At 44.5% G+C, this 22,667-nt stretch carries 24 protein-coding genes and 1 other annotated feature (1 of these 25 running past the window's edge); of the genes, 19 read left to right on the forward strand and 5 right to left on the reverse strand.

Annotated elements, in window-relative coordinates; translation table 11 throughout:
• Nucleotides 1-192 (reverse strand) — a binding site (T-box leader); it reaches 52 nt to the left of the window's first position.
• Between the two features lie 225 nt (nucleotides 193-417).
• A complete protein-coding gene (locus tag EIZ58_RS02420; RefSeq protein ID WP_134698923.1) occupies nucleotides 418-1,218 on the forward strand; it encodes a DUF92 domain-containing protein in 801 nt (266 codons plus the stop codon).
• Between the two features lie 119 nt (nucleotides 1,219-1,337).
• Here the strand turns inward: EIZ58_RS02420 and EIZ58_RS02425 are convergent, their stop codons facing one another.
• A complete protein-coding gene (locus EIZ58_RS02425; RefSeq protein ID WP_134698924.1) occupies nucleotides 1,338-1,568 on the reverse strand; it encodes a ferredoxin in 231 nt (76 codons plus the stop codon).
• Nucleotides 1,569-1,784: 216 nt separating this feature from the next.
• Here EIZ58_RS02425 and EIZ58_RS02430 point away from each other — a divergent pair, with 216 nt between their 5' ends.
• From EIZ58_RS02430 to EIZ58_RS02445, 4 genes are read left to right on the forward strand one after another with little or no spacing between them, the layout of a single operon-like run.
• Nucleotides 1,785-2,369, forward strand: coding sequence for a CPBP family intramembrane glutamic endopeptidase (locus EIZ58_RS02430; RefSeq protein ID WP_134698925.1), 585 nt, complete (start codon nucleotides 1,785-1,787; stop codon nucleotides 2,367-2,369).
• Nucleotides 2,370-2,393: 24 nt separating this feature from the next.
• Nucleotides 2,394-3,011: a LysM peptidoglycan-binding domain-containing protein gene (locus tag EIZ58_RS02435; RefSeq protein ID WP_134698926.1), complete on the forward strand. Its 618-nt coding sequence runs from the start codon at nucleotides 2,394-2,396 to the stop codon at nucleotides 3,009-3,011.
• A gap of 32 nt (nucleotides 3,012-3,043) precedes the next feature.
• The gene (locus tag EIZ58_RS02440; protein WP_134698927.1) at nucleotides 3,044-4,564 is read left to right on the forward strand and encodes a Ppx/GppA phosphatase family protein; all 1,521 of its coding nucleotides are present in this window, start codon (nucleotides 3,044-3,046) and stop codon (nucleotides 4,562-4,564) included.
• Between the two features lie 13 nt (nucleotides 4,565-4,577).
• The gene (locus tag EIZ58_RS02445) at nucleotides 4,578-5,156 is read left to right on the forward strand and encodes a lysophospholipid acyltransferase family protein (RefSeq protein ID WP_134698928.1); all 579 of its coding nucleotides are present in this window, start codon (nucleotides 4,578-4,580) and stop codon (nucleotides 5,154-5,156) included.
• 469 nt (nucleotides 5,157-5,625) lie between these two features.
• Here the strand turns inward: EIZ58_RS02445 and EIZ58_RS33020 are convergent, their stop codons facing one another.
• Both EIZ58_RS33020 and EIZ58_RS33025 read right to left on the reverse strand, forming a co-directional pair.
• Nucleotides 5,626-5,796 (reverse strand): hypothetical protein, encoded by a 171-nt coding sequence (locus EIZ58_RS33020; protein WP_167577445.1) that lies wholly within the window; start codon nucleotides 5,794-5,796, stop codon nucleotides 5,626-5,628.
• Nucleotides 5,797-5,826: 30 nt separating this feature from the next.
• Nucleotides 5,827-5,973: a hypothetical protein gene (locus EIZ58_RS33025; protein ID WP_167577446.1), complete on the reverse strand. Its 147-nt coding sequence runs from the start codon at nucleotides 5,971-5,973 to the stop codon at nucleotides 5,827-5,829.
• Nucleotides 5,974-6,050: 77 nt separating this feature from the next.
• On the opposite strand from EIZ58_RS33025, the gene EIZ58_RS02450 reads away from it, so the two are divergent.
• The 4 genes from EIZ58_RS02450 (at nucleotide 6,051) to EIZ58_RS02465 (ending at nucleotide 11,870) form a co-directional block, all read left to right on the forward strand.
• A complete protein-coding gene (locus EIZ58_RS02450; RefSeq protein ID WP_134698929.1) occupies nucleotides 6,051-7,697 on the forward strand; it encodes a DNA repair helicase XPB in 1,647 nt (548 codons plus the stop codon).
• Between the two features lie 314 nt (nucleotides 7,698-8,011).
• The gene (locus EIZ58_RS02455; RefSeq protein WP_134698930.1) at nucleotides 8,012-9,010 is read left to right on the forward strand and encodes a 2-oxoacid:acceptor oxidoreductase family protein; all 999 of its coding nucleotides are present in this window, start codon (nucleotides 8,012-8,014) and stop codon (nucleotides 9,008-9,010) included.
• A 28-nt stretch (nucleotides 9,011-9,038) separates the two neighbouring features.
• Entirely contained in the window at nucleotides 9,039-11,339 is a 2,301-nt protein-coding gene (locus EIZ58_RS02460) for a thiamine pyrophosphate-dependent enzyme (protein WP_134698931.1), read from the forward strand.
• A 96-nt stretch (nucleotides 11,340-11,435) separates the two neighbouring features.
• Nucleotides 11,436-11,870: a hypothetical protein gene (locus EIZ58_RS02465; RefSeq protein WP_134698932.1), complete on the forward strand. Its 435-nt coding sequence runs from the start codon at nucleotides 11,436-11,438 to the stop codon at nucleotides 11,868-11,870.
• A 21-nt stretch (nucleotides 11,871-11,891) separates the two neighbouring features.
• Here the strand turns inward: EIZ58_RS02465 and EIZ58_RS02470 are convergent, their stop codons facing one another.
• Nucleotides 11,892-12,737, reverse strand: coding sequence for a polysaccharide deacetylase family protein (locus EIZ58_RS02470; protein WP_134698933.1), 846 nt, complete (start codon nucleotides 12,735-12,737; stop codon nucleotides 11,892-11,894).
• Between the two features lie 275 nt (nucleotides 12,738-13,012).
• On the opposite strand from EIZ58_RS02470, the gene EIZ58_RS02475 reads away from it, so the two are divergent.
• The 3 genes from EIZ58_RS02475 (at nucleotide 13,013) to EIZ58_RS02485 (ending at nucleotide 16,554) form a co-directional block, all read left to right on the forward strand.
• Nucleotides 13,013-13,615, forward strand: coding sequence for a genetic competence negative regulator (locus tag EIZ58_RS02475; protein WP_134698934.1), 603 nt, complete (start codon nucleotides 13,013-13,015; stop codon nucleotides 13,613-13,615).
• 93 nt (nucleotides 13,616-13,708) lie between these two features.
• Nucleotides 13,709-15,199 carry a DnaB-like helicase C-terminal domain-containing protein gene (locus tag EIZ58_RS02480; RefSeq protein WP_134698935.1) on the forward strand — a complete coding sequence of 497 codons (1,491 nt, stop codon included), beginning with the start codon at nucleotides 13,709-13,711 and terminating at the stop codon, nucleotides 15,197-15,199.
• Between the two features lie 59 nt (nucleotides 15,200-15,258).
• Nucleotides 15,259-16,554 (forward strand): Glu/Leu/Phe/Val family dehydrogenase, encoded by a 1,296-nt coding sequence (locus EIZ58_RS02485; protein ID WP_134698936.1) that lies wholly within the window; start codon nucleotides 15,259-15,261, stop codon nucleotides 16,552-16,554.
• 45 nt (nucleotides 16,555-16,599) lie between these two features.
• On the opposite strand, the gene EIZ58_RS02490 is transcribed toward EIZ58_RS02485, so the two are convergent.
• Complete coding sequence (locus EIZ58_RS02490; RefSeq protein WP_134698937.1) at nucleotides 16,600-17,568, reverse strand: asparaginase; 969 nt, start codon at nucleotides 17,566-17,568, stop codon at nucleotides 16,600-16,602.
• Nucleotides 17,569-17,693: 125 nt separating this feature from the next.
• Here EIZ58_RS02490 and prsW point away from each other — a divergent pair, with 125 nt between their 5' ends.
• The 7 genes from prsW to cmk all read left to right on the forward strand — a co-directional run bounded on the left by prsW (nucleotide 17,694) and on the right by cmk (nucleotide 22,664).
• Complete coding sequence (prsW, locus tag EIZ58_RS02495) at nucleotides 17,694-18,356, forward strand: glutamic-type intramembrane protease PrsW (RefSeq protein WP_134698938.1); 663 nt, start codon at nucleotides 17,694-17,696, stop codon at nucleotides 18,354-18,356.
• Between the two features lie 39 nt (nucleotides 18,357-18,395).
• Complete coding sequence (locus EIZ58_RS33030) at nucleotides 18,396-18,563, forward strand: hypothetical protein (protein ID WP_167577447.1); 168 nt, start codon at nucleotides 18,396-18,398, stop codon at nucleotides 18,561-18,563.
• A 135-nt stretch (nucleotides 18,564-18,698) separates the two neighbouring features.
• On the forward strand, nucleotides 18,699-19,430 hold the full coding sequence (gene sleB / locus EIZ58_RS02500) for a spore cortex-lytic enzyme (protein ID WP_370297621.1): 732 nt from the start codon (nucleotides 18,699-18,701) through the stop codon (nucleotides 19,428-19,430).
• Nucleotides 19,431-19,446: 16 nt separating this feature from the next.
• Nucleotides 19,447-20,802: a germination protein YpeB gene (gene ypeB, locus EIZ58_RS02505; protein ID WP_134698940.1), complete on the forward strand. Its 1,356-nt coding sequence runs from the start codon at nucleotides 19,447-19,449 to the stop codon at nucleotides 20,800-20,802.
• Between the two features lie 101 nt (nucleotides 20,803-20,903).
• Nucleotides 20,904-21,572 carry a flagellar brake protein gene (locus tag EIZ58_RS02510; protein ID WP_134698941.1) on the forward strand — a complete coding sequence of 223 codons (669 nt, stop codon included), beginning with the start codon at nucleotides 20,904-20,906 and terminating at the stop codon, nucleotides 21,570-21,572.
• 53 nt (nucleotides 21,573-21,625) lie between these two features.
• The gene (locus EIZ58_RS02515; protein WP_134698942.1) at nucleotides 21,626-21,814 is read left to right on the forward strand and encodes a hypothetical protein; all 189 of its coding nucleotides are present in this window, start codon (nucleotides 21,626-21,628) and stop codon (nucleotides 21,812-21,814) included.
• 175 nt (nucleotides 21,815-21,989) lie between these two features.
• On the forward strand, nucleotides 21,990-22,664 hold the full coding sequence (gene cmk, locus EIZ58_RS02520; RefSeq protein ID WP_134698943.1) for a (d)CMP kinase: 675 nt from the start codon (nucleotides 21,990-21,992) through the stop codon (nucleotides 22,662-22,664).
• Nucleotides 22,665-22,667 lie beyond the last annotated feature (3 nt).

A 22,667-nucleotide genomic window follows, 5' to 3' on the forward strand; every position in this document is an offset into this window, starting at 1 on the left:
TCACCTCGCGGTGAAAAGCCTTAGCTGGTCAATGACCACTGCATATAACGGTGCAACCGTCTAGTCCTACATCCCTCACGGGCTCAGAATAGAAACTCAGAAGCGCTCGATTATCGGTAAAATCACCGGTTCGCAGCAACCACCGGCTCTCTGAAGATTCCATCCGTTAATCCTCTTCCTCAACGTTTTTTTAAATTTACAAAAAGTTGTTTTTAATTGATTAATAATGTAACATGCCTCGTACATTCAGTCAAGTGTCTAATGTCTGTATTAAATTCTTAACATTACGTATTGAATTATAGAATATTGTTCGTCATTTTGCAAGACCCACATTCGGGGTTACACTACTCTAGTTTGTCTGGATTCAGGAAGATTATGCTAGAATAGGGGGTAGTGACGTTTGTGGAGGAAGAGAGTATGGACTTTATTGTTGGCTTTATTTTGAGTACGATCATTGCTGTGCTGTCGATGCGACGCCAATCACTCTCACAAAGCGGGATGTTCGCCGCGATTGCAGTAGGTACGATTATTTATTCTTTTGGGTCATTATTCTGGTATGGGGTACTGTTGGCGTTTTTTATATCTTCAAGCGCTCTTTCCCATTTTAAGAAAGAAAGGAAAAAAGGAGCCGAGAACCTGTTTGCTAAAACAGGCAAAAGAGATGCCAGTCAAGTATTTGCAAACGGGGGGCTGGCAGCCATTCTAGTCGTTTTGGCGTGGTTGAGCGTGGAGGCAACCGGAATCATGTACTTTTATCTAGGGGTCATGGCAACGGTAAATGCGGATACGTGGGGAACGGAGATTGGTGTGTTGTCGAAGAGACTGCCTCGACATATTCTAACCGGGAAGAAACTAATCGCTGGAGTGTCTGGAGGAATAAGCCTACTTGGGACTTTTGCGTCGCTCCTAGGAGCCTTCTTTATTGGGGGGGTAGCAACTATCCTTCGTTACCTAGAAGCAAGTGTATGGGAGTGGCAATGGATGGCGATAGGAAGCATAGCTGGGCTAATAGGAGCCTTTTTGGATAGTGTATTGGGGGCTACCGTTCAGCGTATGTATGTCTGCTCGCAGTGTAATCGTGAAACGGAAAAAGCAGTTCATTGTGGAGAATCCTGCAGACCGATCCGGGGTTATCGCTTTGCAACTAATGATCTTATTAATGCCCTGAGTTCATTAGGAGGCGGCGTATTGGCTTGGGTAATGTGGAGCTATTTCTAAGAAAAATAAAAAGGGCCACGAGAGTGGCCCAATTTAGCAGTGAATCCAAACTTTCCTATCGGCATAACCCCCGAAGGGGGAAACTTCCTTTAGGGGAAGTTTTTTTATATTATAAAAAATTACTTGTTGAATGGTTCGTCTTGGATCTTGATCGAGTCTGTAGGGCAACCTTCTGCAGCATCGTTCATGTCATCCCAAAGGATATCAGGAATTTCAGCTACTCCATGGTTATCATCAAGGGTTACATAAGCAATTCCCTCATCATCATAATCGTAGATATCAGGAGCTGTTGCTCCACATGCTCCACAGGCAATACAGGTTTCTTTTTCAACCCAAGTGTATTTAGCCATTAAAAAAACCTCCTCAGATATGTTGCGGCTGTATTTTGTCCTTTTTCAATATACATTGTATTCATATCCAGGCAAAAGATCAAGAAGGTGGGTAAAAATATTTTTTCAGGAAAAAAAATAGGATTACCCTATCAAATCAAGAAGAATTTTGTCGGTTATGGTACAATGAGGTAGATATGGCAATGTCTTTAGCTTGCGTAGATAGGATGATTGGTTATGGACCCAAGAATTCAACAAATGGATGATCGACTTCTATTGCTTAACTTATATCTCACGCAGGCGATTGCTCTTGTACTGGGCTTTTTAGGACTTTATTTTTTTTACCTTAGGCAAGGCGTTTCTTTCACATCTCTGTTTAGTCTCGGGGAAAACGGATATAGCACTCTTGGCTGGGCTCTTTTGCTTGCTGCCCTTATTATTGTGATAGAAGTCTGCCTGGTCTATTCCTTGCCTGCTACTTATTTTGACGATGGGGGGATTAATAAAAAGCTGTTCTCTAATCGGACTGTAGGGCATATCATCGTCATGACTGCCATTGTAGCGTTCTGTGAAGAACTTCTTTTTCGCTTAGTTCTCCAAGATCAAATTGGACTTTTTTGGACTAGTGTCATTTTTGCCTTTGTACATATAAGGTATATTTCCAAGTGGGTGATGTTTACAACGGTTTTTCTAGTAAGTCTTTCTTTCGGCTGGCTATATATTTATACAGGTAGTGTAATTGCTCCCATGGTCAGCCATTTTGTAGTGGATCTCATTTTGGCCTTGTTTATTCGATTTGACTTGCTGAAGGATAAAAAGTGATGTTGGAATGATGAGGAGACAAGAATGGAATTAAGAAGAGTGAAGAAAAGTCCAGATGAAAGAAAAGACCAAGAACAGGAGAAAATGATTGTAGAAGTTGAGGATATGGAAGAAGAGGCGAGTGCTGGTTCAAAGATTCCTCCTAGGAGTGCAATCCATGGAAGAAAGCAGAAACCAACTAACCCGAATAGACGCGGACGTGTTTTAGCCTTGCTGCTTCTTCCTATCTTTCTGTGCGGTGCCGTTTGGTGGTACTTCGGAGAGACCATCGTAAATTATGAAGCATCATCATCGCCCCCATCACCAGCGTTGCGACTGGAGAAGGAGGAACCTTCTGTTGACTCTATAGCTCCTGTTCAAGCAGAGACTAAGCCAGAGGTGGAGGAGCCGACTGAGCCTCCAGCAGCACAAGTAGAAGAGAAACCAACAGCTCCACCTGCTGTACCCGCGCCTGCGAAGCCTGCCTATGATCGGATTACCAAGCATAAGGTTGAGGTAGGCGAAACCCTATACAGAATTTCACTACGCTACTATTCTACGGGTAAATATGCAGATTTCTTAGGACGTCATAATAAGCTTAAACAGCCTTCAGACCTCGTTTCCGGCACTACCATCGAGGTCCCGTTTCCGCCGGTAAGGTAAACGGCTGAAGTCAGATTCCAATAAAGTAGGGAATGAACATGGATAACTTTGCTGTTATTGATCTTGGCTCGAATTCCGTACGATTAGTGCTATACCATCACGATGACAGCGGTACGGTGCAGGAGATCGATAATATTAAATCGGTATTACGCTTAAGTGCCCATATCAATGATCAAAAAGAAATTACTGAAGAAGGTTTGCGAATAACATTAGAATGTCTAAAGAGATATAAAACGATTTGTGAAGGTAAAGGGATTGATCATGTTCTTGGAGTGGCGACAGCTGCAGTTAGACAAGCAGGGAATCGTGCGCAAGTAATTGAGGCGATCTATCAAGAAACCGGCATTCCTTTTCGGATACTTACAGGGCAGGAGGAAGCTTACTTTGGCTATCTAGCCATCGTAAATACCCTTGATTATCAAGACGCAGTTACGGTGGACATTGGTGGAGGCTCAACTGAAGTGACGTACTTTAAGGGTCGCAGTCTTCAGCAGGCGCATAGCTTTCCTTTTGGAGCCGTGACTCTCACCCAGAGTTTTCTCCGGAGTGACCCGCCTGCCCCCGCCCAAATCGAAAGTTTAAAGCAATTTTTAGCTGAGCAGATTGGGACTCAGTCTTGGATTCAGGGCTTAAATTGTCCGCTTATTGTCATGGGGGGGACCGCTCGCAACTTAGCGCGGATGCATCAGAGGAAGGTGGGCTATTCGTTATCGAGCCTCCATAATTACCGACTCAGTAGGGCCCAACTTGTGGAATTAATGGATCAGCTCGCATTCATGCCTTTAGATTGTAGAAAACATGTGGATGGGTTGTCTAAAGACAGGGCAGATATTATTTTTGCCGGTCTTATGGCATTTGACGAAATCATGAAGAGAGTGGGATCTAGAGAGCTAATATCGAGCAACAAGGGATTGCGTGATGGGCTCGTGTTTGATCTTATTCTCGATGATCAAGAGAAAAGATTACCGGATGTTTTAGAGTATAGCACCGCCCAGTTTATGAAAAGGTATCGGGTTAACCTATCCCATGCTAACCACGTTGCTTTTTTAACAGGGCAAATGTTTGATCAATTAAGAGAGATGGGCGTTCTCACCCTTGGCGACCGAGAGCGCATCCTCCTTCAGACTGCCAGCCGGCTATTTGACATAGGACGATCCATTAACATTATCGAATCTGCGAAGCATACGTTTTATTTAATCGAGAATGTATTGTTACTAGGGGTTACTCATCAAGAACGACTGATGATCGGACTAATGGCTTCCTATAAGAGTGCCAAGCAGATGAAAAAAACGGCCGAGCCATACGGCGACCTCCTAGGAAAAGAACAGTTGCAGACCATTCAATGGTTGGGTACACTCGTTCAGTGTGGGAGAGTCATGGATCGAATGATGGATCAGAAGGTAAGAGAGGTATCGTTTAGTTTTGGTAAAAGCAAGCTTCAATTGAGAGTAAGCGGAGTGAGCGAGGAAGATTGGGTTTATTTAATAATAAAAGATCAAATGGGTAAATTGTCGAAATTGCTTGGTATTACAATTCAATTAAAGACGACCTAGAAAGGAAAATGTTATGGTTTATCAATTTGTTCGATTTGTGGTACGTATGTACCTTCATTTGCGTTTCCGAGTTAAGATCGAAGGGGTTAATAACATCCCTGCAGAAGGATGCATCTTGGCCATGAACCATCAAAGTAATTATGACTCTCTTATGGTGGGTGTACACACCCCTCGCAAAATGTTCATCATGGCTAAAGAAGAGTTATTTAAAAATCGCTTCTTCGCTTGGTTGATCACGGAGATGGGTTCCTTCCCAGTTAAAAGAGGAAGTGCGGACTTAAAATCTCTCAAGCATACGCTTAAGCTAATTAAAGAAGGCAATATTTTTTCTATCTTCATTGAGGGAACTCGTTCACAGACGGGAGAAATGCAGGAGCCGAAAAAAGGAATTGGCTTTATTGTCGATAAGAGCAAAGCTCCTGTCATTCCAACTTACATTTACGGCGTCAAAGGCGGCTGGGGTTCTCCTGCGGGAGTGATCTTTGGCAGCCCTGTCTCCATCGAGGGCCTCACGGACTACGAAGAAATCGCAGCTAAAGTAGCAAGCTCCATTGAGGAGCTGAAGCAGAGTGTGTTGAGTAGAGGAGTGTAGGTGGGCGGAGGGATTTAGAGAATCAGGGAATTAAAGTCGAGGTTAGATGCCCTCAAAGTGAGCTGAGGTGAGGATCAGGGCATCAGAGCGGTCGTATGATGCCCTCAAAGCGAGCTGAGGCCCGAATTAGGGCATCAAAGGCGTCGTATGATGCCCTCAAATCCTGCTGAAGCCCCGAACAGTGCATCAAAGGCGTTGTTTGATGCCCTCAAACCCTTGCCGCAGCCTGGATCAGGGCACCAAAGCCATCGTATGATGCCCTCGAACCCAGCCTAAGCTCGGATTTGGGAATCAAAGCCGCCGTTTGATGCCCTCAAAACCAGCCGCAGCCCGGATCGGGGCACCAAAGCCCCAGTTTGATGCCCTCAAATCCAGCCGCAGCCCGAATCAGGGCACCAAACCCCTCGTTTGATGCCCTCAAATCCTGCTGAAGCCCGGATCAGGGCACCAAACCCCTCGTATGATGCCCTCAAATCCTGCTGAAGCCCGGATCAGGGCACCAAACCCCTCGTATGATGCCCTCAAATCCTGCTGAAGCCCGGATCAGGGCACCAAAGCCATCATATGATGCCCTCAAACCCTGCCTCAGCCCGACCATGCCCTCCATCCCAATCCCAACTACAAAAACGAGGGTGTCCATCTATGACACCCTCGTTTTTGTCTTCTCCGACTATTCTTTTTCCTCATCAGGCGATTCCGAGGAGTGTGGGAACTCCATATCAATGGCCATTTCCATAAAGTAATCGGTGTCTTCCGTTTCCTTTTGATTCTTTTTGTAGTTAAGCATCTTGGAAATAATAGAACGATCATGGCTCATCGTTTGTGACCCCCTTTCTCGTATGCTATCCTTAAAAGTATCTAAACATTCAAATCAGAAGGAGTCCTTAAAGGAAAATGGAAGTTAGACTCGAGAACCCCTTGATTGTGCAAAGTGACCGTACCTTATTGCTTGAAGTGCAAAATACTCGTTTTGAAGCAGCTCGGGATGCCATCTCCCCTTTTTGTGAATTGATGAAAAGTCCGGAATATATTCATACGTATCGAGTTACCCCACTTAGTATTTGGAATGCTTCAGCTTTAGGTTATACAGCGGAGCAGATGGGAGCTGCTTTGGAGCAATTCGCTAAGTATGGCGTGCCTCCAGGACTACTGCGCGACATTCATGAAATCGCCTCAAGATATGGGCGAATTAAGCTAGAGAAACAGGATAACAAGCTTTACTTGACTTGTTCGGATTCCACGTTGCTAAATGAGTTTCTCCGGTATCGAGACATTCAAGGCTTCCTTGCAGGAGAGAGGTCTGAACATGCTGTTGAAATTGCTCCCTATGCGCGGGGAGTGATTAAACAAGAATTGATACGATTAGGTTACCCTGTCCAGGATATTGCAGGCTACGCTCAGGGAACAGCGTTGGAGATTCAGCTAAGGGCTACCTTAAGGGACTATCAAGTGCATGCGGTTGACTCCTATTATGCTGGCGGATCTGACTGGGGAGGCAGTGGCGTTCTCGTCTTACCTTGCGGGGCTGGCAAAACGGTTATTGGGATTGCGGCAATGGTTAAGACCGGGATGGAGACCTTGATACTAACAACCAATGTGACTTCCGTAAGACAATGGATTCAAGAAATTGTGGAGAAAACAGATCTAACACTAGAACAGGTGGGGGAGTACTCCGGTACAGTGAAGGAAGTGAAGCCTGTAACGGTGTCTACCTATCAGATGCTAACGTACAGAAAAGATAAAGAAGCGGAATTTGATCATATTCATCTCTTTAGTGATCGGGACTGGGGGTTCATAATCTATGACGAGGTTCATATGCTTCCAGCGCCTGTTTTCCGGGTAACAGCCGATATTCAAGCGAAACGGCGTTTGGGTCTTACTGCAACGCTCGTAAGAGAAGATGGCAGAGAAGAGGATGTCTTTACCCTAGTTGGGCCGAAGAAGTTTGACCTTCCTTGGCGGGATTTGGAAAGAAGCGGATGGATTGCAGAAGCTCATTGTTCGGAGATTCGTGTTAGCATGCCGTTTGACCTTCGTGAAGAATATATTTATGCCAGTTCTAGGGAAAAATACCGGGTTGCGGCCGAAAACCCGGAAAAAAAACGAGTCATTAAGCAAATTGTCGAGCGCCATACGAACGATCAAGTGTTGATTATAGGGCAGTATGTAAGTCAGTTAGAGGAGCTGTCAAAAGAGCTCAACATCCCCGTGATAACGGGAAGAACAACTCAAGGTGAGCGCGACAGGCTTTATGCCGAATTCCGAAAGAATGCAATTAAAAGACTGATTGTTTCAAAGGTAGCCAACTTTGCTGTGGATCTGCCGGATGCTAATGTGGCTATTCAGATCTCGGGAACCTTTGGTTCAAGGCAGGAAGAAGCTCAACGCTTAGGAAGGGTTTTACGACCCAAAGCGGATAATGCTGCCTACTTCTATACTCTAGTGTCTAAAGGGACGAAGGAAGAAGAATGGGCCCAGAAGCGCCAGTTATTTTTAGTTGAGCAAGGGTATCAATATAAGATTATGGACTCAGTAGAATAGCAAAATCATCTGCAAAGACTGATCAAGGAAGTCGTATAAACCGACCTTTTTTGATCAGTCTTTTCGTGTGTTATAACAACATCGAGACCTGTTGCATAGCAGGTGGGAATAACTGTTTTAAGGCTAATGAGTTGAGTTATCAACAAATAAAGCGATTACAGAAGCAGAAATAATAATTTTTTTTTATCTGAAAAAACTCTGTTGCAATAATAAAATTTATCTGTTACAATTCAGAATATGAAAATACTGAATTATTGAAAGAATATATCATGTAAACACTTTACTAATAGTGTTAACTTACTGACTGGGGAGGGATCAGCGTGTTACCGAAAAAGAATGAGTTGGGCTTTTTTGAGATTCGCTTGGAATCAATTGGGGGTCTAGGTGCGAACTTAGCCGGAAAAATGTTAGCTGAAGCTGGGGTAATGGGTTTAGGTTATAACGGAATGAACTTTTCCTCTTATGGATCTGAGAAAAAAGGATCTCCTGTAAAGGCATTTGTTCGATTCTGTGAGCCAGAGATTGAAGTTCGTGCACACAGCCCGATCGAACAGCCACATGTTGTGGGAGTATTCCATGAAGCACTATATAAGACAGTTGATGTGTGCAGCGGGATCTACCCAGACAGCATCGTCCTGGTCAATTCAACCCGAGATTTTGATGAAGTTCGCAAGGACTTAAAACTAGAGTATGGAACATTAGCGATCGTGGATGCCTTAAGCATTGCGGTAGAAGAAAAAACAAAGGTCAATACGGCGATGTTAGGCGCCTTATTCCGAGTTTGCGACTTCTTGGATCCGGATGCTATGAGAAACATCATCCGCCAGACCTTCGAGAAAAAATATCCGCATATGGTGGAGCCGAATATTCGTACGTTTGATCGTGGTTTTGAAGAAGTTCAATTTAAGACGTATGAGCCAGCTGAAGATGCTCAATCGCGCGCGTTTGTTCGTCCGGTTTCGCCACTAGGCTATGAAACACAGCCAATCGGTGGTGTGATCGTAAACCCTGGAAACAGCGTATTGAAAGACCTAAGCGGATCCCGCCAAGGCTTCCTTCCTGAATATCACGATGATAAGTGTATCCATTGTGCAGCCTGTGACACCGTATGTCCAGATTACTGCTTCGTATGGGAAGAGAGACCGGATAAAAAAGGAAGACCACAAATGTTTCTACAAGGGATCGACTACCAGTATTGCAAAGGCTGCTTGAAGTGTGTGCAGGCCTGTCCGGTTGAAGCTTTAACCGATAAGCGCGAAGAAATTGGCTACGCGGAAGACCACCGTGTTCCTCACAAGTTTGTAATGGCTTAAAAATTCGAGTAGACAGGAGGAATTAAGTATGGCAATCGATTATGAAAAGGAAAAAGCAAGATTAGAACAAAACAAGCCCGTGCAAAAGTTAGTATTTGAATCCGGAAATGAAATGGCAGCTATGGCAGCCGCGCAAATCAACTACCACATTATGGGGTATTTTCCCATCACTCCATCTACAGAGGTTGCTCAGTTCCTTGATGGCATGAAGGCTAAGGGGCAGCATGATATTGTGTTAATTCCAACTGATGGTGAGCATGGTTCAGCGGGCTCCTGTTATGGGGCAGCTGCAGCGGGAGCTCGTGTATTCAACGCTACATCTGCCAACGGTTTCTTGTATATGCTTGAGCAATTACCAGTCCAATCGGGTACTCGTTACCCTATGGTCATGAACCTGGTTACCCGTGCGATCAGCGGACCGCTGGATATCCGCGGAGATCACTCTGACTTATACTATGGTTTGAACATTGGTTGGCCTATCCTGTTAGCGAGAACTCCGCAGGCGGTTTACGACATGAACATCATGGCCTTGCGATTGGCTGAACATAAAGACGTACGCCTTCCTGTGTTGGTTGCTTACGATGGTTTCTTCACTTCCCACCAGAAGCGACGCGTTCAATACTTTGAAGACCGTAATGTAGTACAGAATTTTGTAGGACCACAGCCAAGAGAGTACAATTTTGCATTGGATCCTGCCAATCCGGTTACGATTGGACCTTACATGAATGATCCGGACTTGATTAATAACAATTATCAGCAATCCGAGGCCATGTATCGCGCTTATGAAGTGTTCCAGGAGATTGCCAAGGAATACTACGAGATTTCCGGTCGCGAATATCCTATTTTAGATTTGTATCAGATGGAAGACGCTGAAGTAGCCGTATTCTTATTGAATTCCGCTTCAGAAACAGCGAAAGACGTTGTGGATAATCTTCGGGCCAAAGGGATTAAGGCAGGCGTAATTAGTCCTAATATGATCCGTCCATTCCCTCTTAAAGAGATTCAAGCGGCACTGAAGAACGTCAAGGCGGTTGTTGTGGGTGAACGTGCTGATTCGTACGGCGGTCATGGGGCAAACATGACCCTAGAGGTGAAGGCTGCCCTTCAGAGTGCCAACAGCAATGTTATGGTAATTAGCCGCATCTTCGGTGTAGGGGGTAAAGATTTCTACGCTGACGATGCCGAGCACTTCTTCCAGCTTGGATTGGATGCTATTGAAAAGGGCTTTGTCGAGAAGCCGTTTGACTATTATGGTCATACTCCTGGTCAACCTGAATTGGCTCCGAAGCGTGTTCTTGAGCCATTGCATGGAGACGCATTTAAAACTGGGTTAATTAAAGTGACTCCAAACGAAACAACAGGGAAGCTAGACGTGAAGATCCCGCCTCTTCGCAGTTTGACTGGTAAGCCTAAACGAATTGCCCCTGGACACGGTGCATGTCCTGGTTGCGGAATCTTCCCAGGGCTAGAGATGTTCTTTAAAGGAATTGAAGGGGATATCGTGGCTCTATTCCAAACAGGCTGTGCGATGGTTGTTACCACGGGATATCCATATAGTTCCCATAAGCAAACGTATATTCATAACCTGTTCCAGAATGGTGGAGCTACGCTGTCGGGTGTGGTTGAAGCTTTCTACGAGCTGAAGCGCCGCGGAGAAATTGATGTGCCGGAAGACTTCACGTTTGTGATGGTCACAGGGGATGGCGGTATGGATATTGGAATGGGGCCTGCAATCGGTGCGGCGCTTCGTAACCACAAGATGATTATTCTTGAGTATGATAACGAAGGTTATATGAATACCGGTAGCCAGTTGTCTTATTCCACTCCGCTAGGTCATATGACAACGACTTCTAACGTTGGGAAGTTCCAAGGTGGGAAAGCATTCCATCATAAGGACACCGTGCAGATTATGGCCTCTACGAACATTAGTTATGCCTTTACAGGGACGGAAGCTTTCCCGCAAGATCTTCTGAAGAAAGCAGCTAAAGCACAGTGGTATGCGCAGAACGTGGGCACGGTCTATGGGAAGATTCTCATTGCTTGTCCACTCAATTGGAAGTCAGCTGATGAGTTAGGAGAGCCCATTGTGGGCACGGCGGTTAATACCTGCTTCTTCCCGCTCTATGAAATTGAGAATGGCGTAACCAACATTACTTATGATCCAGAAGAAAAAGGGAAGCGTGTGGATGTTTACGAGTGGGTAAACTCGATGGGTAAGACCAAGCATTTGACGAAGCCCGAATATGCAGAAATGCTGGATACCTTCCGCCAGGAAGTCGAAAGACGCTGGAGAAGATTAAAAGAAAAGCATAATAATCCATATCTATAAGAAGAAGTAAGGGCGATGACTAGAACATCGCCCTTTTCTATCGAATACAAGAATATTTTGTCCATCAGCCTAATAGAATGTAAATGGGGTGTATACATGCCTTTATTTCATTCCTTTCTTCTTTTGGTTGCATGGACACTAGTTTTGGTTTCTGAAAAGGCATTTCCAAAGGCTAATCGGATGGTGGCTTTGGAAACGGAGTTTTTGACTTTATTCTTGTTCAAGCCATTTCATTTGTTTCTCTCATTTTTCTGTTTTCTATTAGCTTTTCTTATTTTCCGAGGCATTACCTTACTTCATTTACGAAATTTATTTCTCAAGGGGAATCGAACAGGACTGCTAACCAGTTTGTTCGTACTTGTTTTGGGCTGGGGGATGCTAGCTATTGTTATAACCAAGCATCCTGTTCCAACGGCTATCCTTTTAGGAACGATGCTTCTTTATGACTCTCTTCAATGGATGTCACTAGTACGCAGGAATAAAAGGCTTAAATCCGCATTTGAGAAAAACCCCACTCGTCACGATTGGTGAGAGTGAGGTTTTTTGAACTTTTTATTCTTGTTTCACTTCCGTCGGAAGGACAAATTTATACCCTTGGTCTGAAAGTTCTTTCAATAGAGGATCTAGAGCTTCTGCAGTAATAGGGAAATCGTGCAGGAGAATATTGGCTCCGTTATGCATCGTGGAAACCACTTGCTGAACGACTTGTTGAGGCTCTTTAAGTTCCCAGTCCAGTGAGCCTACAGACCAATTCATCCACTGCATCCCTTCGTCCCGCATGACTTGCTTCTGAGCGTCGGTATAAGCTCCGAAAGGAGGGCGGAAATACTTCGGCTTTTCACCCGTAATACTTTCAAGAAGAGTATTCATTGAAAGAATTTCTTGTCTCTGTTTTTCTGGGGTAAGCTTTCTCAGGTTCTGATGCTCCCAGGTATGATTGGCTACGATATGCCCTCGTGCGTGAATTTCTTTAATTAAGGTGATGAACTGTTCTTCTTTTTGCGGGTTAGGCTTATAGTCCCAGCCATAGTTGAAGCCATTAACAAACCAAATGGACTTTGCTCCGTACTTATCTAGAATGTCCAGGATTTGTAGGGTAACAACACCCTTTGGGCCATCATCAAAAGTTAATAGAGCAATTTTTTCACCCTCTTCAGCGGAATGAATCCTATAGTTCTTCATGTCTACATAATAGCTGCTGAAGTTTGCAGGTGGTTCAATGGCTGCTGGGGGCTCTTGCGCTTCAGGTGGATCTTCTTGAGGTGTGGGCGCGGGATCGGCAGGTTGGGGTAATGCAGGCTGTTCGACAGGTGGAGCGGATGACTGGGTTGAGCAAGAGGAAAGGAGACTTAAGCATAGGATCCATACAAGGAGTGATAGCGTACGAGCTTTTATCATTCAAAGTTCCCCTTCGTTTCTTTTTAATTCATTTTAATATACAAGCTAGTAAATTAGAACTTGAAAAAAAGGTCAAATTGTATGGGAAAGAGCATAGGATAGTAATACTCCCCTTTTATTAGGAAGGGATTTATCTTGGTCTAGCAGATTTATTGTTGTTTCATTGACCTTGGACATGGTATCATAAAACAAATTACGAGTTATGTACCTTAGAACATGAAAAAGCCTTACTTCATAACCTATAGTACTACCGGATTGGCAAGGGAGGGTCGTGAATGCGTGTAGAACGCCTTAGCAGTGATAAGATAAGGATTTTTTTAACGTTCGATGATTTACACGAAAGAGGAATAGAAAAAGAAGACATCTGGCGTGATATCCCGAAGGTCCACGATTTGTTCAATGACATGATGGAGCATGCCTATCAGGAACTGGGATTTGAAGTCATGGGACCCGTGGCTGTTGAGGTTTTCGCTTTGCCTGCACAAGGGATGGTAGTCATCGTTACACGAGGCAGAAGTCAGACATCTGCCGAAGATGATGCAGATTATGATGATGAAGATATATATGAGATGGAAGTCACGCTTGAAGAAAGCGAAGATATCATATTTTTCTTCCATGATTTTGAACACCTGCTAGAAGCCTGCCAACGTTCCAGTACCGTATTGGCAGAAGGCGGCAGGGTTTATAGCTATAATAATCGTTATTATCTTGTCTTAGATGATATTGATATGGATAATCAGCAACTCTACCATACCATCATTGCTCTGCTCTCTGAATATGGAGAGGCATCCACGGTCACCAAGTATGTTTTAGCAGAGTACGGCAAGTGCTTAGTCGCTGATAACGCAGTGCACGTGCTATGTCAATATTTTAAATAATACTATTCCTAACAATAGATGTAGAAAAAGACGCGTAGGTATTACGCGTCTTTTTTTGACTCTTAAGATAAAGAAAATAGGAGGGTGATATGGATGGAGATATTGCCTAAACGGTTGTGTACAGAAGACTTACAGAAGCTGCATGCTCACTATCAAAAAAATCTCAATCAAGAAGCATTAGACTACCTTAAAAAGAGAGGGATTTTGCCTGCTACTGCTGAGAAATTCCAACTGGGGTTTGAGCCGTTTCAGATTGGGTTTAACTCACAGAGAGGCAAGGCAAGCGGGCATTTTACGAATTGTATTGTCTTTCCCGTGAAGGATATGCAAGGACAAATGGTGGACTTGATCGGAAGATCTATCTTTGACGAGCAACCTAAATACAAGACGTTGGTAGGGCGTGGGGAGATCTTTTACAATGAAAAGACTATAGCGGAGTCTGATGATATATTATTATGCAGAAATGTGTTTGATGTTTTATCCTTGGAGCAAGGGGACTTGCCGGCACTTTGTGTCCATGATTATGCTGGTTTCAAGGAATCGCATGCGCAAAAGCTGACGGGAAAGCGTGTGTTTATTTGTTACCCTAATGATGAAGCTGGCCGAAGAGAGAGCAATCGAGTATCTTCGCTACTTGCCGAATTAGCGACTGAGGTGTATACCGTTTTTCTCCCTGAGGGATTCCGTGATGTGAATCACTTTTTTGTACAAGTAAAAAATCCGACAGATACCTTCCAGCAGTTACTGCAAGAAACCGTGGAAGAAAGTGTGAATGTTCCTGTTTCACCGGATGTTCGAAATTTGGTTGTTTTTCTGGAAGAATACCAAAAGCGACACCAGGGGCATTTGCAGGGAATATCCACTGGCTTTGACAGCTTAGACCAAAAGCTCATGGGCGGGCTGAGGACCGGACTTTACTTGATAACCGGCCTTGTATCGAGCGGGAAATCCATGCTTTTGCGGCAGATGGCGGACCAAATTGCCCAATCAGGTACACCTGTAGTTTACGTTTCCTGGGATATGACGGGCTTTGAGTTATGGGCAAGAAGCATGGCGCGCTTGTTACAAATGTCTCCTCAACATATCATTTCGGCAAAAGTTCCTATAAACAAGCTAAATCAAGCGAACCAGGAGTATCTGACAATTGCCAAGAATATGTGGACCCTAGAGGGGCGAATGGATACGACTCTCGATGAAGTGGAAGACTATGTAGAAAGGATTATCCAATCCATCGGAAAAGTACCAGTTGTCTTTATCGATCATCTTTTTCGCGTTCCCTTACGTGATAAGGAAGGAAGGTTGGTTCAGCAGAATTATTCCTTAGTCGCCTATTTCCTTCATCAATGGTCGCGCCAATGGGATACGCCAATCATTGCAGCAGCACCAAGGCAATCGCAGGATCCCCCTCTTCATTCTTCCATTGAAGCAGCGGTGGATGTCATTCTTTCACTTGAAGCTAATGAAGATCAAGAGCAGTCCATTACCCTACAGCTGAAAAAAAATCGTAATGGCACGTTAGGTGAGCTTGCGTTCACCTTTGATAAGGAAAAAGCTGTATTTTTTCCTTCTCAACCTAAGCTTTAAGATGTATACTAAACCACGAATGACTTTCTTTTGTAGCATATAATCGTTTTGAGGTGGTAATGATGGCAGAAAAAGAAGTGGCAGATAAACAAGGCACGATACAAGAGCCTGCAAAGGAAAATCTGAATGTCCTTGTGTCCACTCAACAAGTCATTGGTGAGGCCCTTTCTAAGCTGGGTTATCCTGCGCCTGTCTTTGAATTGCTTAAAGAGCCTATGAGGGTTTTAACCGTACGCATTCCAGTTCGAATGGATGATGGGTCGGTTAAAGTGTTTACAGGCTACCGTGCGCAGCATAATGATGCAGTCGGACCTACTAAAGGCGGGGTGCGTTTTCATCCGGAAGTTACGGAGGATGAGGTAAAAGCGCTATCCATCTGGATGAGCTTGAAGTGCGGAATTGTGGATCTTCCTTATGGAGGAGGAAAAGGGGGAATCATCTGTGACCCTCGTGAGATGTCTTTCCGGGAACTCGAGAGACTAAGCCGTGGGTATGTTCGCGCGATTAGTCAGATTGTGGGTCCCTCTAAGGATATTCCAGCTCCAGACGTTTTTACCAATTCGCAAATTATGGCTTGGATGATGGATGAGTATAGCCGAATCCGAGAGTTTGATTCACCCGGCTTTATTACGGGGAAACCGCTGGTGTTAGGTGGCTCACATGGAAGAGAAACGGCTACAGCTAAAGGTGTCACGATATGTATTGAAGAGGCTGCGAAAAGGAAAGGTATCGAACTCCAAGGCGCCCGTGTTGTCGTGCAAGGCTTCGGTAATGCAGGAAGCTTCCTAGCTAAGTTTATGCACGATAAGGGAGCGAAGATCATTGCGATCTCCGATGCATATGGAGGTTTGTATGATGAAGAAGGCTTGGATATTGACTACCTATTAGATCGACGAGACTCTTTTGGAACGGTTACTAAACTGTTCAAAGATACGATCACGAATAAACAACTATTAGAATTAGACTGTGATATCCTTGTACCTGCTGCGATTGAAAACCAGATAACCGCAGAAAATGCTTCTAACATCAAAGCGAAAATCGTGGTAGAGGCCGCAAACGGACCCACTACTCTTGAAGGAACGCGTATTCTAACGGAAAGAGGAATCTTGCTTGTCCCTGATGTGTTAGCGAGTGCTGGGGGCGTGACCGTTTCGTATTTTGAGTGGGTTCAGAATAACCAAGGGTACTATTGGACAGAAGAAGAAGTAGAGAAAAAACTTCGAGACGTCATGGTTCGTGCTTTTGAAAATGTATATAATACCGCTCAGACTCGACGAGTCAATATGCGATTGTCTGCTTATATGGTGGGATGCCGCAAAATGGCCGAAGCGTCTCGTTTCCGCGGTTGGGTATAAAAGAAAAGGCTGCCTCTTTTCCTAAGAAGGCAGCCTTTAGAATTGTTATTGAAAGAACTTCGCAAGTTCTATGGGATCCTTGGTCGTCTCCCACGCGATCATAAGCTTGATTCTAGCCTTTTGTCCATTTAATCCATTAGAGAAAATCACTCCCATTTTCCCCAGTTGATACCCTCCACCTTCATACCCGTAAAGGTCCTGGACGAAACCATTAAAACAGCGTGAAACGAGGACGACAGGCTTTCCTTTTTCGCAGAGTTCGCGGATGATCGGAACAATGCTTGGCGGAACATTCCCTGCACCAAAAGCTTCAATAACCACCCCATGGATATTATCTTCCAAGAGGAATGTCAGCCATTCTGGCTGCATCCCAGTGACTACTTTAATTAAAGGAATATTAGCAGAGATCCCTTGAAGATGGAAGGTTTCTCTTGGAAGAGGCGCTTCGGTATATTGTACCGCTTTTTTGGAGATCAAACCGACCGGGCCATGCTGTGGCGATTGAAAGGTAGCAACGTTACTGGTATGGGTCTTCGATACATACCTGGCAGCATGAATTTCATCGTTGAACACTACTAGTGCGCCTCTTTTTCTGCTTTCCGGTTGAGCAGCCACCCGAACCGAATGCACGAGATTGATGGGGCCGTCAGCTCCTAATTCATTACTGCTTCTCATCGCGCCAGTGACAACAATCGGCTTGTCAGTAGCTAGGGTTAAATCAAGCAGATAGGCGGTTTCTTCTAAAGTATCCGTCCCGTGGGTAACCACAACACCAGTGACCGCTTCATTTTGCAGGTATCCTTGTAGATGGGTAGCAAGCTGAACCATATGCTGAGGAGTCATATGCGGGCTAGGGAGGTTAAGGAAATCATCCATAATAATTTCACCAAATTCCTTTAAAAACGGAGTAACCTGATGCAGGGGCTGTTTACCCTGGGGCTTGACGGCTTCACTCTCCTCGTCAACGGCCATAGCAATGGTACCGCCAGTATTGATTATAACGATCTTGTTCATATATTCCTCCAGGTGTTTTATATTTCTTGAAAGCATGTTACGATGGAAAAGAACGGATGGTTACACGCAGTCTTTTCACTAGTATAATGAAAAAGTGCCCCAAGAAAAAGTGGGGGGGATAGGATATGATCGCCACGATTGGTGCATCCATCGCACCTGGTATTGCACTTCTTAGTTTTTTTTACTTGAAGGACCGTTATCAAACCGAGCCATTGCACATGGTTATTAAGACTTTTGTGTTTGGAATCCTATTAGTTTTTCCTGTCATGGTCCTTCAGTATGGGCTACAGGAGGAATTTTATTTTGGAGACTTTGGTAAGGCGTTTATCATTGCCGGTTTGATCGAAGAGTTTTTTAAATGGTTTATTGTCTATTATACGGTTTATAAGCATGTAGATTTTGATGAGCCTTATGACGGGATTGTCTATTCGGTTGCCGTTTCACTTGGCTTTGCTACATTAGAAAATTTCTTTTATCTGTATTCTTTTGGGATTCAAGAAGCTTGGATGAGAGCCTTGCTTCCTGTATCTAGTCACGCCTTATTTGGAGTGACGATGGGATATTATTTAGGAAGGGCAAAATTCGAAGGCACTCTCTCCAAACAACGCTGGTTGATGATTTATGCTGTAGTTGTTCCTGCGCTGCTGCACGGATGCTATGATATGATTTTGCTTAAGAGTAAGCATCACTACCTATGGATGATTACACCATTCATGGCTTTTCTTTGGGTTATCTCTCTAAGGCGTGTACGGAAAGTGCAAAGTAAGTCTAAAATGGCTTCCTTCTGATCAAACTAGAAATGAGGATGACTAGAAGGAGGAGTCTAAATGTCTATAAACGAACGGCATAAGGTGAGAATTCGCTGCAACTTATGCGGAGAGAAATTTACACTTGTCGGTAAACGGGCAAAGTCTGGAGAAGTAGAAACGGGCTTTAAACAATGCCTCTGCAATAATGATCGAGATTTTCAAGTTTCTGAGATAGAATATCTATAAGGGTATGCCTTCTAGCGGCATATCCTTTTTTTTTCGAATAATCCTCCTGGTTAAAACTCACAATAAGAGCAATACTATCACAAACTGGAAGCAGGAGGATGATCTATGAACCATCGCTTCAGAGTTCTTATCCTGATGGCCCTCTCCATTTCGATGATCGTGGCCCTTATAAATCTGACCTCTTTTATGGATAAGGAGACATTCAGCGGAAGAGTCCTGTCCCGAGGTTCCTCAGGCCAAGATGTAGTGGAGCTTCAGGAACGCTTAAAGTACATAGGGTATTTAAATGATGTGTCGGACGGTAAATTTGGATGGAACACGTACTGGGCTCTACGGAAATTCCAAAAGGATTTTGGACTGAATGTAGACGGAAAAGCAGGTCCGCAAACCCAAAGGATATTGGCCAGTAAGACAAAGTATAATCCGAAGCCTAAGCAGGCAGCAGCACCGAATCCAAAACAGAATCAAGCACCGGCCGGTGGGGGGCAGGCAAGCTATAAGCCCCATGGGTATTCCGATAATGATCTAAAGATCATGGCGAATGCCGTATACGGAGAGGCTCGGGGAGAGCCCTATGTTGGGCAGGTGGCGGTAGCTGCGGTGATACTGAACCGAGTGAAAAGTGCTACATTCCCCAATAATCCAACCGGTGTCGTCTTTGAGCCCAGAGCCTTCACTGCGGTTGCAGACGGGCAGATATGGCTGACTCCAAATGATACAGCCCGAAAGGCTGTTCAGGACGCTTTAAATGGCACGGATCCCACAGGCGGTTGTACGTATTATTTCAACCCGGATACCGCCACTTCCGGTTGGATCTGGACTCGCCCTCAGGTGAAAAAGATCGGAAAGCACATATTCTGTAAATAAGGAGTGGACTACCTATATGTATACAAAAGTAACCGGAGTCATTGCACCTGTACTTGCTGTAGCGGTCATTGGTCTAGGCATGTGGGGGTATCAAGAAAATCAGGAAAAAAACAGGGTTTTGATTAAGGCGGAAAATCAATATCAAAGAGCCTTTCACGAGCTAACTTACAATATGGACCAATTACAGGATGAGTTAGGCAAAACCCTTGCCGTCAATTCTAGAAGACAAATCGACGGAACCCTGAGTAATGTGTGGCGTCTAACTGCCGAAGCCCGCAATGATGTGGCTCAGTTGCCTTTAGGTATGCTGCCTTTTGGAAAGACCCAGGAGTTTCTAGCTAATATTGGAGACTTTTCTTATAAGGTAGCTATTAGAGATCTCAATAAGGACCCTCTATCCGAAAAAGAATATCAACAGCTAAAGGGCTTCCATAAACAAGCTCAAGAAATTCAAGAGGAGCTCCGTACTGTCCAAGACAAGGTGCTAGACCGACAATTACGCTGGATGGATGTTGAAACGGCATTAGCTCAAGAGGAATCTGGCTTGGATGCTACGATTCAAGATGGTTTTCGAGCCATTGATCAAACCGTAGATGAGTATAGCAATGTCGAAGTGGGACCTGGAATTAATTCGTTACAAAATCAGAAGCAGTTCAAGATAGAGAATCTCAAGGGCAAGGAAATTACGCAAGAAGAAGCAAGGCAAATTGCCATGAAATTTATCGGCATGAATGAGAATGAAGCGGATGTCAAGGTAAGAAAAACAGGGAAAGGGCTGGAATATCAAGCCTATAGTGTAAATGTTTCGCCTAACGAGAAAAATGCCGAAAGCATCAATCTCGATGTCACGACCAAAGGCGGACATGTGATTTGGCTACTGAATCCTGCCCAAGTGCAAGAAGCCAAGATTAGTCTGAATCAAGCAAAGCAAAAAGCAGACGATTTTCTGCAACAGCACGGCTACGATAACATGGAAGCTTTTGTTATCGATGAATACAGCAATATTGCTGTCATGAATTACGCGTATAGTCAAGACAATGTACGGATCTACCCTGACCTGGTTACAGTAAAAGTGGCGCTTGACTCTGGCAATGTGATTGGTTTCCAGTCGGAGAACTATATCTTTAATCATAAGGAACGGACGATTCCTAAGCCGAAGCTAACGGAGGCACAGGCTCGAAAGGAAGTAAATCCTAACCTCAAGATTGAAGAGTCAAGGCTAGCTCTCATCTTGAATGATGCAAACGAAGAAACGCTGTGCTACGAGTTTAGAGGACAGCTGGGCAATGAAGCTTATCGTGTTTTTATTAACGCAGATAATGGTGAAGAAGAAACGGTCGAAAAGCTGGATGGTCCAAGCCGTGACCGCTAAAGCATAAAAGAGAAGAGCCCGCTCAAGTGGGGCTCTTCTTTTGTGTTCGCGTTTAAGTTTTTTGGTATAATGGATAGTAGCAATAATGGTGGAGGGGTTCTATGTTCCCTGGAATCAGTACGGTCGTCAGAATTTACATCAGTTCCGCGGGTGATATAGAGCCGCAGGACATTTATAAGTCCAGGGTAGATAATCTATTAAGCGAGTCCTTGATGATTGAGGTACCGCTTCATGAGCAGAACGGGAGACCCATGGCTTATTCACCTGGACAAGAGATTACCATGTTTCATTTTGCTATCGATGGATCCAAATTTATTCTGCCTAGTCGGATTCTTAGCCGGGTAATTGACGGTGTACCTCTATGGGAGGTAGCATTGCCCCCCTCTGACGCTATCCAACGGATACAACGGCGAAATTATTTGCGAATCCCTGCTTCTTTGGAGCTGTCGCTTAAATCCTTAGCTAAGAAGAATCATTTTCTTGCACGTACGCTGGATGTTAGTGGCGGGGGTGTAGCTTTTACCTGCAAAACTGACTTTCGGATAGATCATGGTGAGCGGTTGGCTTGCTGGCTGGCCATCCCTACCAAACAAGGCATGGAGCATGCTTCTTTTATCGCGAAGGTAGTAAGAGTTGTACCGCCAAAGGAAGAAGGGGAGCAACAAGCTATCTCGCTTATGATCACGGAGATTCGAGAATTAGACCGGGAGAAGATTATCCGCTACTGCTTCGATCGGCAAGTGGAGTTGCGAAAAAAGGGCGTATTGTAGCGATTTATATTTACCTTCATTTGTGGTGATAATGGAAATGGAGGTGCCAATGTATGAGAAGTGAGAAGTTTCCTAGTTATGAAGAACGATTTTGCCTATTTTCCCAATCTGTTGAGAAGTGGTTGATTGCCGCTATTTTGCTCCTATTGGTCTCCCTGACCCTCTCTCAAGTCCTGCTGAATTTCGACAGCGTGCGCGCATGGCTTGTTGAAGTAGAGAGATTGGAAGGCGTTGCATCTTAAGGAACACTATGGTACTATCAAGGTATCCAATGCCTGATGATAATTGAATAGATAGGATGTATTTAGTCTTTCAGTCTGTGCTCTTTTTATCTTAAATATTTGATGTAACCTAATAACTTGAGCGTAAAAGCAGGCAAAACCCTGCTTTTTCTTATGGCTAGAAAGGGATGACTCCATGAATATAGCAATAGACGGGCCAGCTGGAGCGGGGAAGAGCACCGTAGCGCAGCTTGTTGCCAAACAGGTTGGTTTTACATACATCGATACCGGAGCCATGTACCGAGCTTTAACCCTTAGGGCATTAGATAGGAATGTTCCACTCGTAGATGAGGAAGGACTAGTCGACTTGCTTCGTTCCATGCTGATTATTCTTAAGCCAGGTGCGGAAGGCCAAAAGGTATTTGTCGGAGACACCGAAGTGACCGATGACATCCGGCACCCTGAAGTCAGCAGGAATGTTTCCATTGTAGCTAAGCACCCGAAGATACGCCACGAGATGATGGTGCTGCAACGAAATATGGCTAAGGAACAAAACGTGGTGATGGATGGCAGGGACATTGGGACACATGTATTACCCTCTGCAGAAGTGAAAGTGTTCCTTACGGCCTCGATTGAAGAGAGAGCTCAGAGGCGCTATAAGGAACTTCAGAGCAAGGGACATCCTGCAGACCTAAGCTTACTAAAGGAGGAAATCGCTCTTCGCGATAAATTGGATAGTGAGCGTGAAACAGCTCCGCTTCGTTGTGCAGAAGATGCGACTATCTTAGATTCTACAGGCTTGTCCATTGATCAAGTAGTGGAGAAGATCGTTGAACTTTATAGAGATACTGTAGAGTCAAGGCGGATCTGAGCT

Origin of the sequence: Ammoniphilus sp. YIM 78166 (assembly GCF_004522215.1) — a bacterium.
In the GTDB taxonomy this organism is placed as follows: domain Bacteria; phylum Bacillota; class Bacilli; order Aneurinibacillales; family RAOX-1; genus YIM-78166.

Bases quoted from the DNA above. Each gene is read 5' to 3' on its own strand.
- EIZ58_RS02420 (WP_134698923.1), top strand. From the start codon at position 418: ATGGACTTTATTGTTGGCTTTATTTTGAGTACGATCATTGCTGTGCTG.
- EIZ58_RS02425 (WP_134698924.1), bottom strand. From the start codon at position 1,568: ATGGCTAAATACACTTGGGTTGAAAAAGAAACCTGTATTGCCTGTGGA.
- EIZ58_RS02430 (WP_134698925.1), top strand. From the start codon at position 1,785: ATGGACCCAAGAATTCAACAAATGGATGATCGACTTCTATTGCTTAAC.
- EIZ58_RS02435 (WP_134698926.1), top strand. From the start codon at position 2,394: ATGGAATTAAGAAGAGTGAAGAAAAGTCCAGATGAAAGAAAAGACCAA.
- EIZ58_RS02440 (WP_134698927.1), top strand. From the start codon at position 3,044: ATGAACATGGATAACTTTGCTGTTATTGATCTTGGCTCGAATTCCGTA.
- EIZ58_RS02445 (WP_134698928.1), top strand. From the start codon at position 4,578: ATGGTTTATCAATTTGTTCGATTTGTGGTACGTATGTACCTTCATTTG.
- EIZ58_RS33020 (WP_167577445.1), bottom strand. From the start codon at position 5,796: ATGGACACCCTCGTTTTTGTAGTTGGGATTGGGATGGAGGGCATGGTC.
- EIZ58_RS33025 (WP_167577446.1), bottom strand. From the start codon at position 5,973: ATGAGCCATGATCGTTCTATTATTTCCAAGATGCTTAACTACAAAAAG.
- EIZ58_RS02450 (WP_134698929.1), top strand. From the start codon at position 6,051: ATGGAAGTTAGACTCGAGAACCCCTTGATTGTGCAAAGTGACCGTACC.
- EIZ58_RS02460 (WP_134698931.1), top strand. From the start codon at position 9,039: ATGGCAATCGATTATGAAAAGGAAAAAGCAAGATTAGAACAAAACAAG.
- EIZ58_RS02465 (WP_134698932.1), top strand. From the start codon at position 11,436: ATGCCTTTATTTCATTCCTTTCTTCTTTTGGTTGCATGGACACTAGTT.
- EIZ58_RS02470 (WP_134698933.1), bottom strand. From the start codon at position 12,737: ATGATAAAAGCTCGTACGCTATCACTCCTTGTATGGATCCTATGCTTA.
- EIZ58_RS02475 (WP_134698934.1), top strand. From the start codon at position 13,013: ATGCGTGTAGAACGCCTTAGCAGTGATAAGATAAGGATTTTTTTAACG.
- EIZ58_RS02480 (WP_134698935.1), top strand. From the start codon at position 13,709: ATGGAGATATTGCCTAAACGGTTGTGTACAGAAGACTTACAGAAGCTG.
- EIZ58_RS02485 (WP_134698936.1), top strand. From the start codon at position 15,259: ATGATGGCAGAAAAAGAAGTGGCAGATAAACAAGGCACGATACAAGAG.
- EIZ58_RS02490 (WP_134698937.1), bottom strand. From the start codon at position 17,568: ATGAACAAGATCGTTATAATCAATACTGGCGGTACCATTGCTATGGCC.
- prsW (WP_134698938.1), top strand. From the start codon at position 17,694: ATGATCGCCACGATTGGTGCATCCATCGCACCTGGTATTGCACTTCTT.
- EIZ58_RS33030 (WP_167577447.1), top strand. From the start codon at position 18,396: ATGTCTATAAACGAACGGCATAAGGTGAGAATTCGCTGCAACTTATGC.
- sleB (WP_370297621.1), top strand. From the start codon at position 18,699: ATGGCCCTCTCCATTTCGATGATCGTGGCCCTTATAAATCTGACCTCT.
- ypeB (WP_134698940.1), top strand. From the start codon at position 19,447: ATGTATACAAAAGTAACCGGAGTCATTGCACCTGTACTTGCTGTAGCG.
- EIZ58_RS02510 (WP_134698941.1), top strand. From the start codon at position 20,904: ATGTTCCCTGGAATCAGTACGGTCGTCAGAATTTACATCAGTTCCGCG.
- EIZ58_RS02515 (WP_134698942.1), top strand. From the start codon at position 21,626: ATGAGAAGTGAGAAGTTTCCTAGTTATGAAGAACGATTTTGCCTATTT.
- cmk (WP_134698943.1), top strand. From the start codon at position 21,990: ATGAATATAGCAATAGACGGGCCAGCTGGAGCGGGGAAGAGCACCGTA.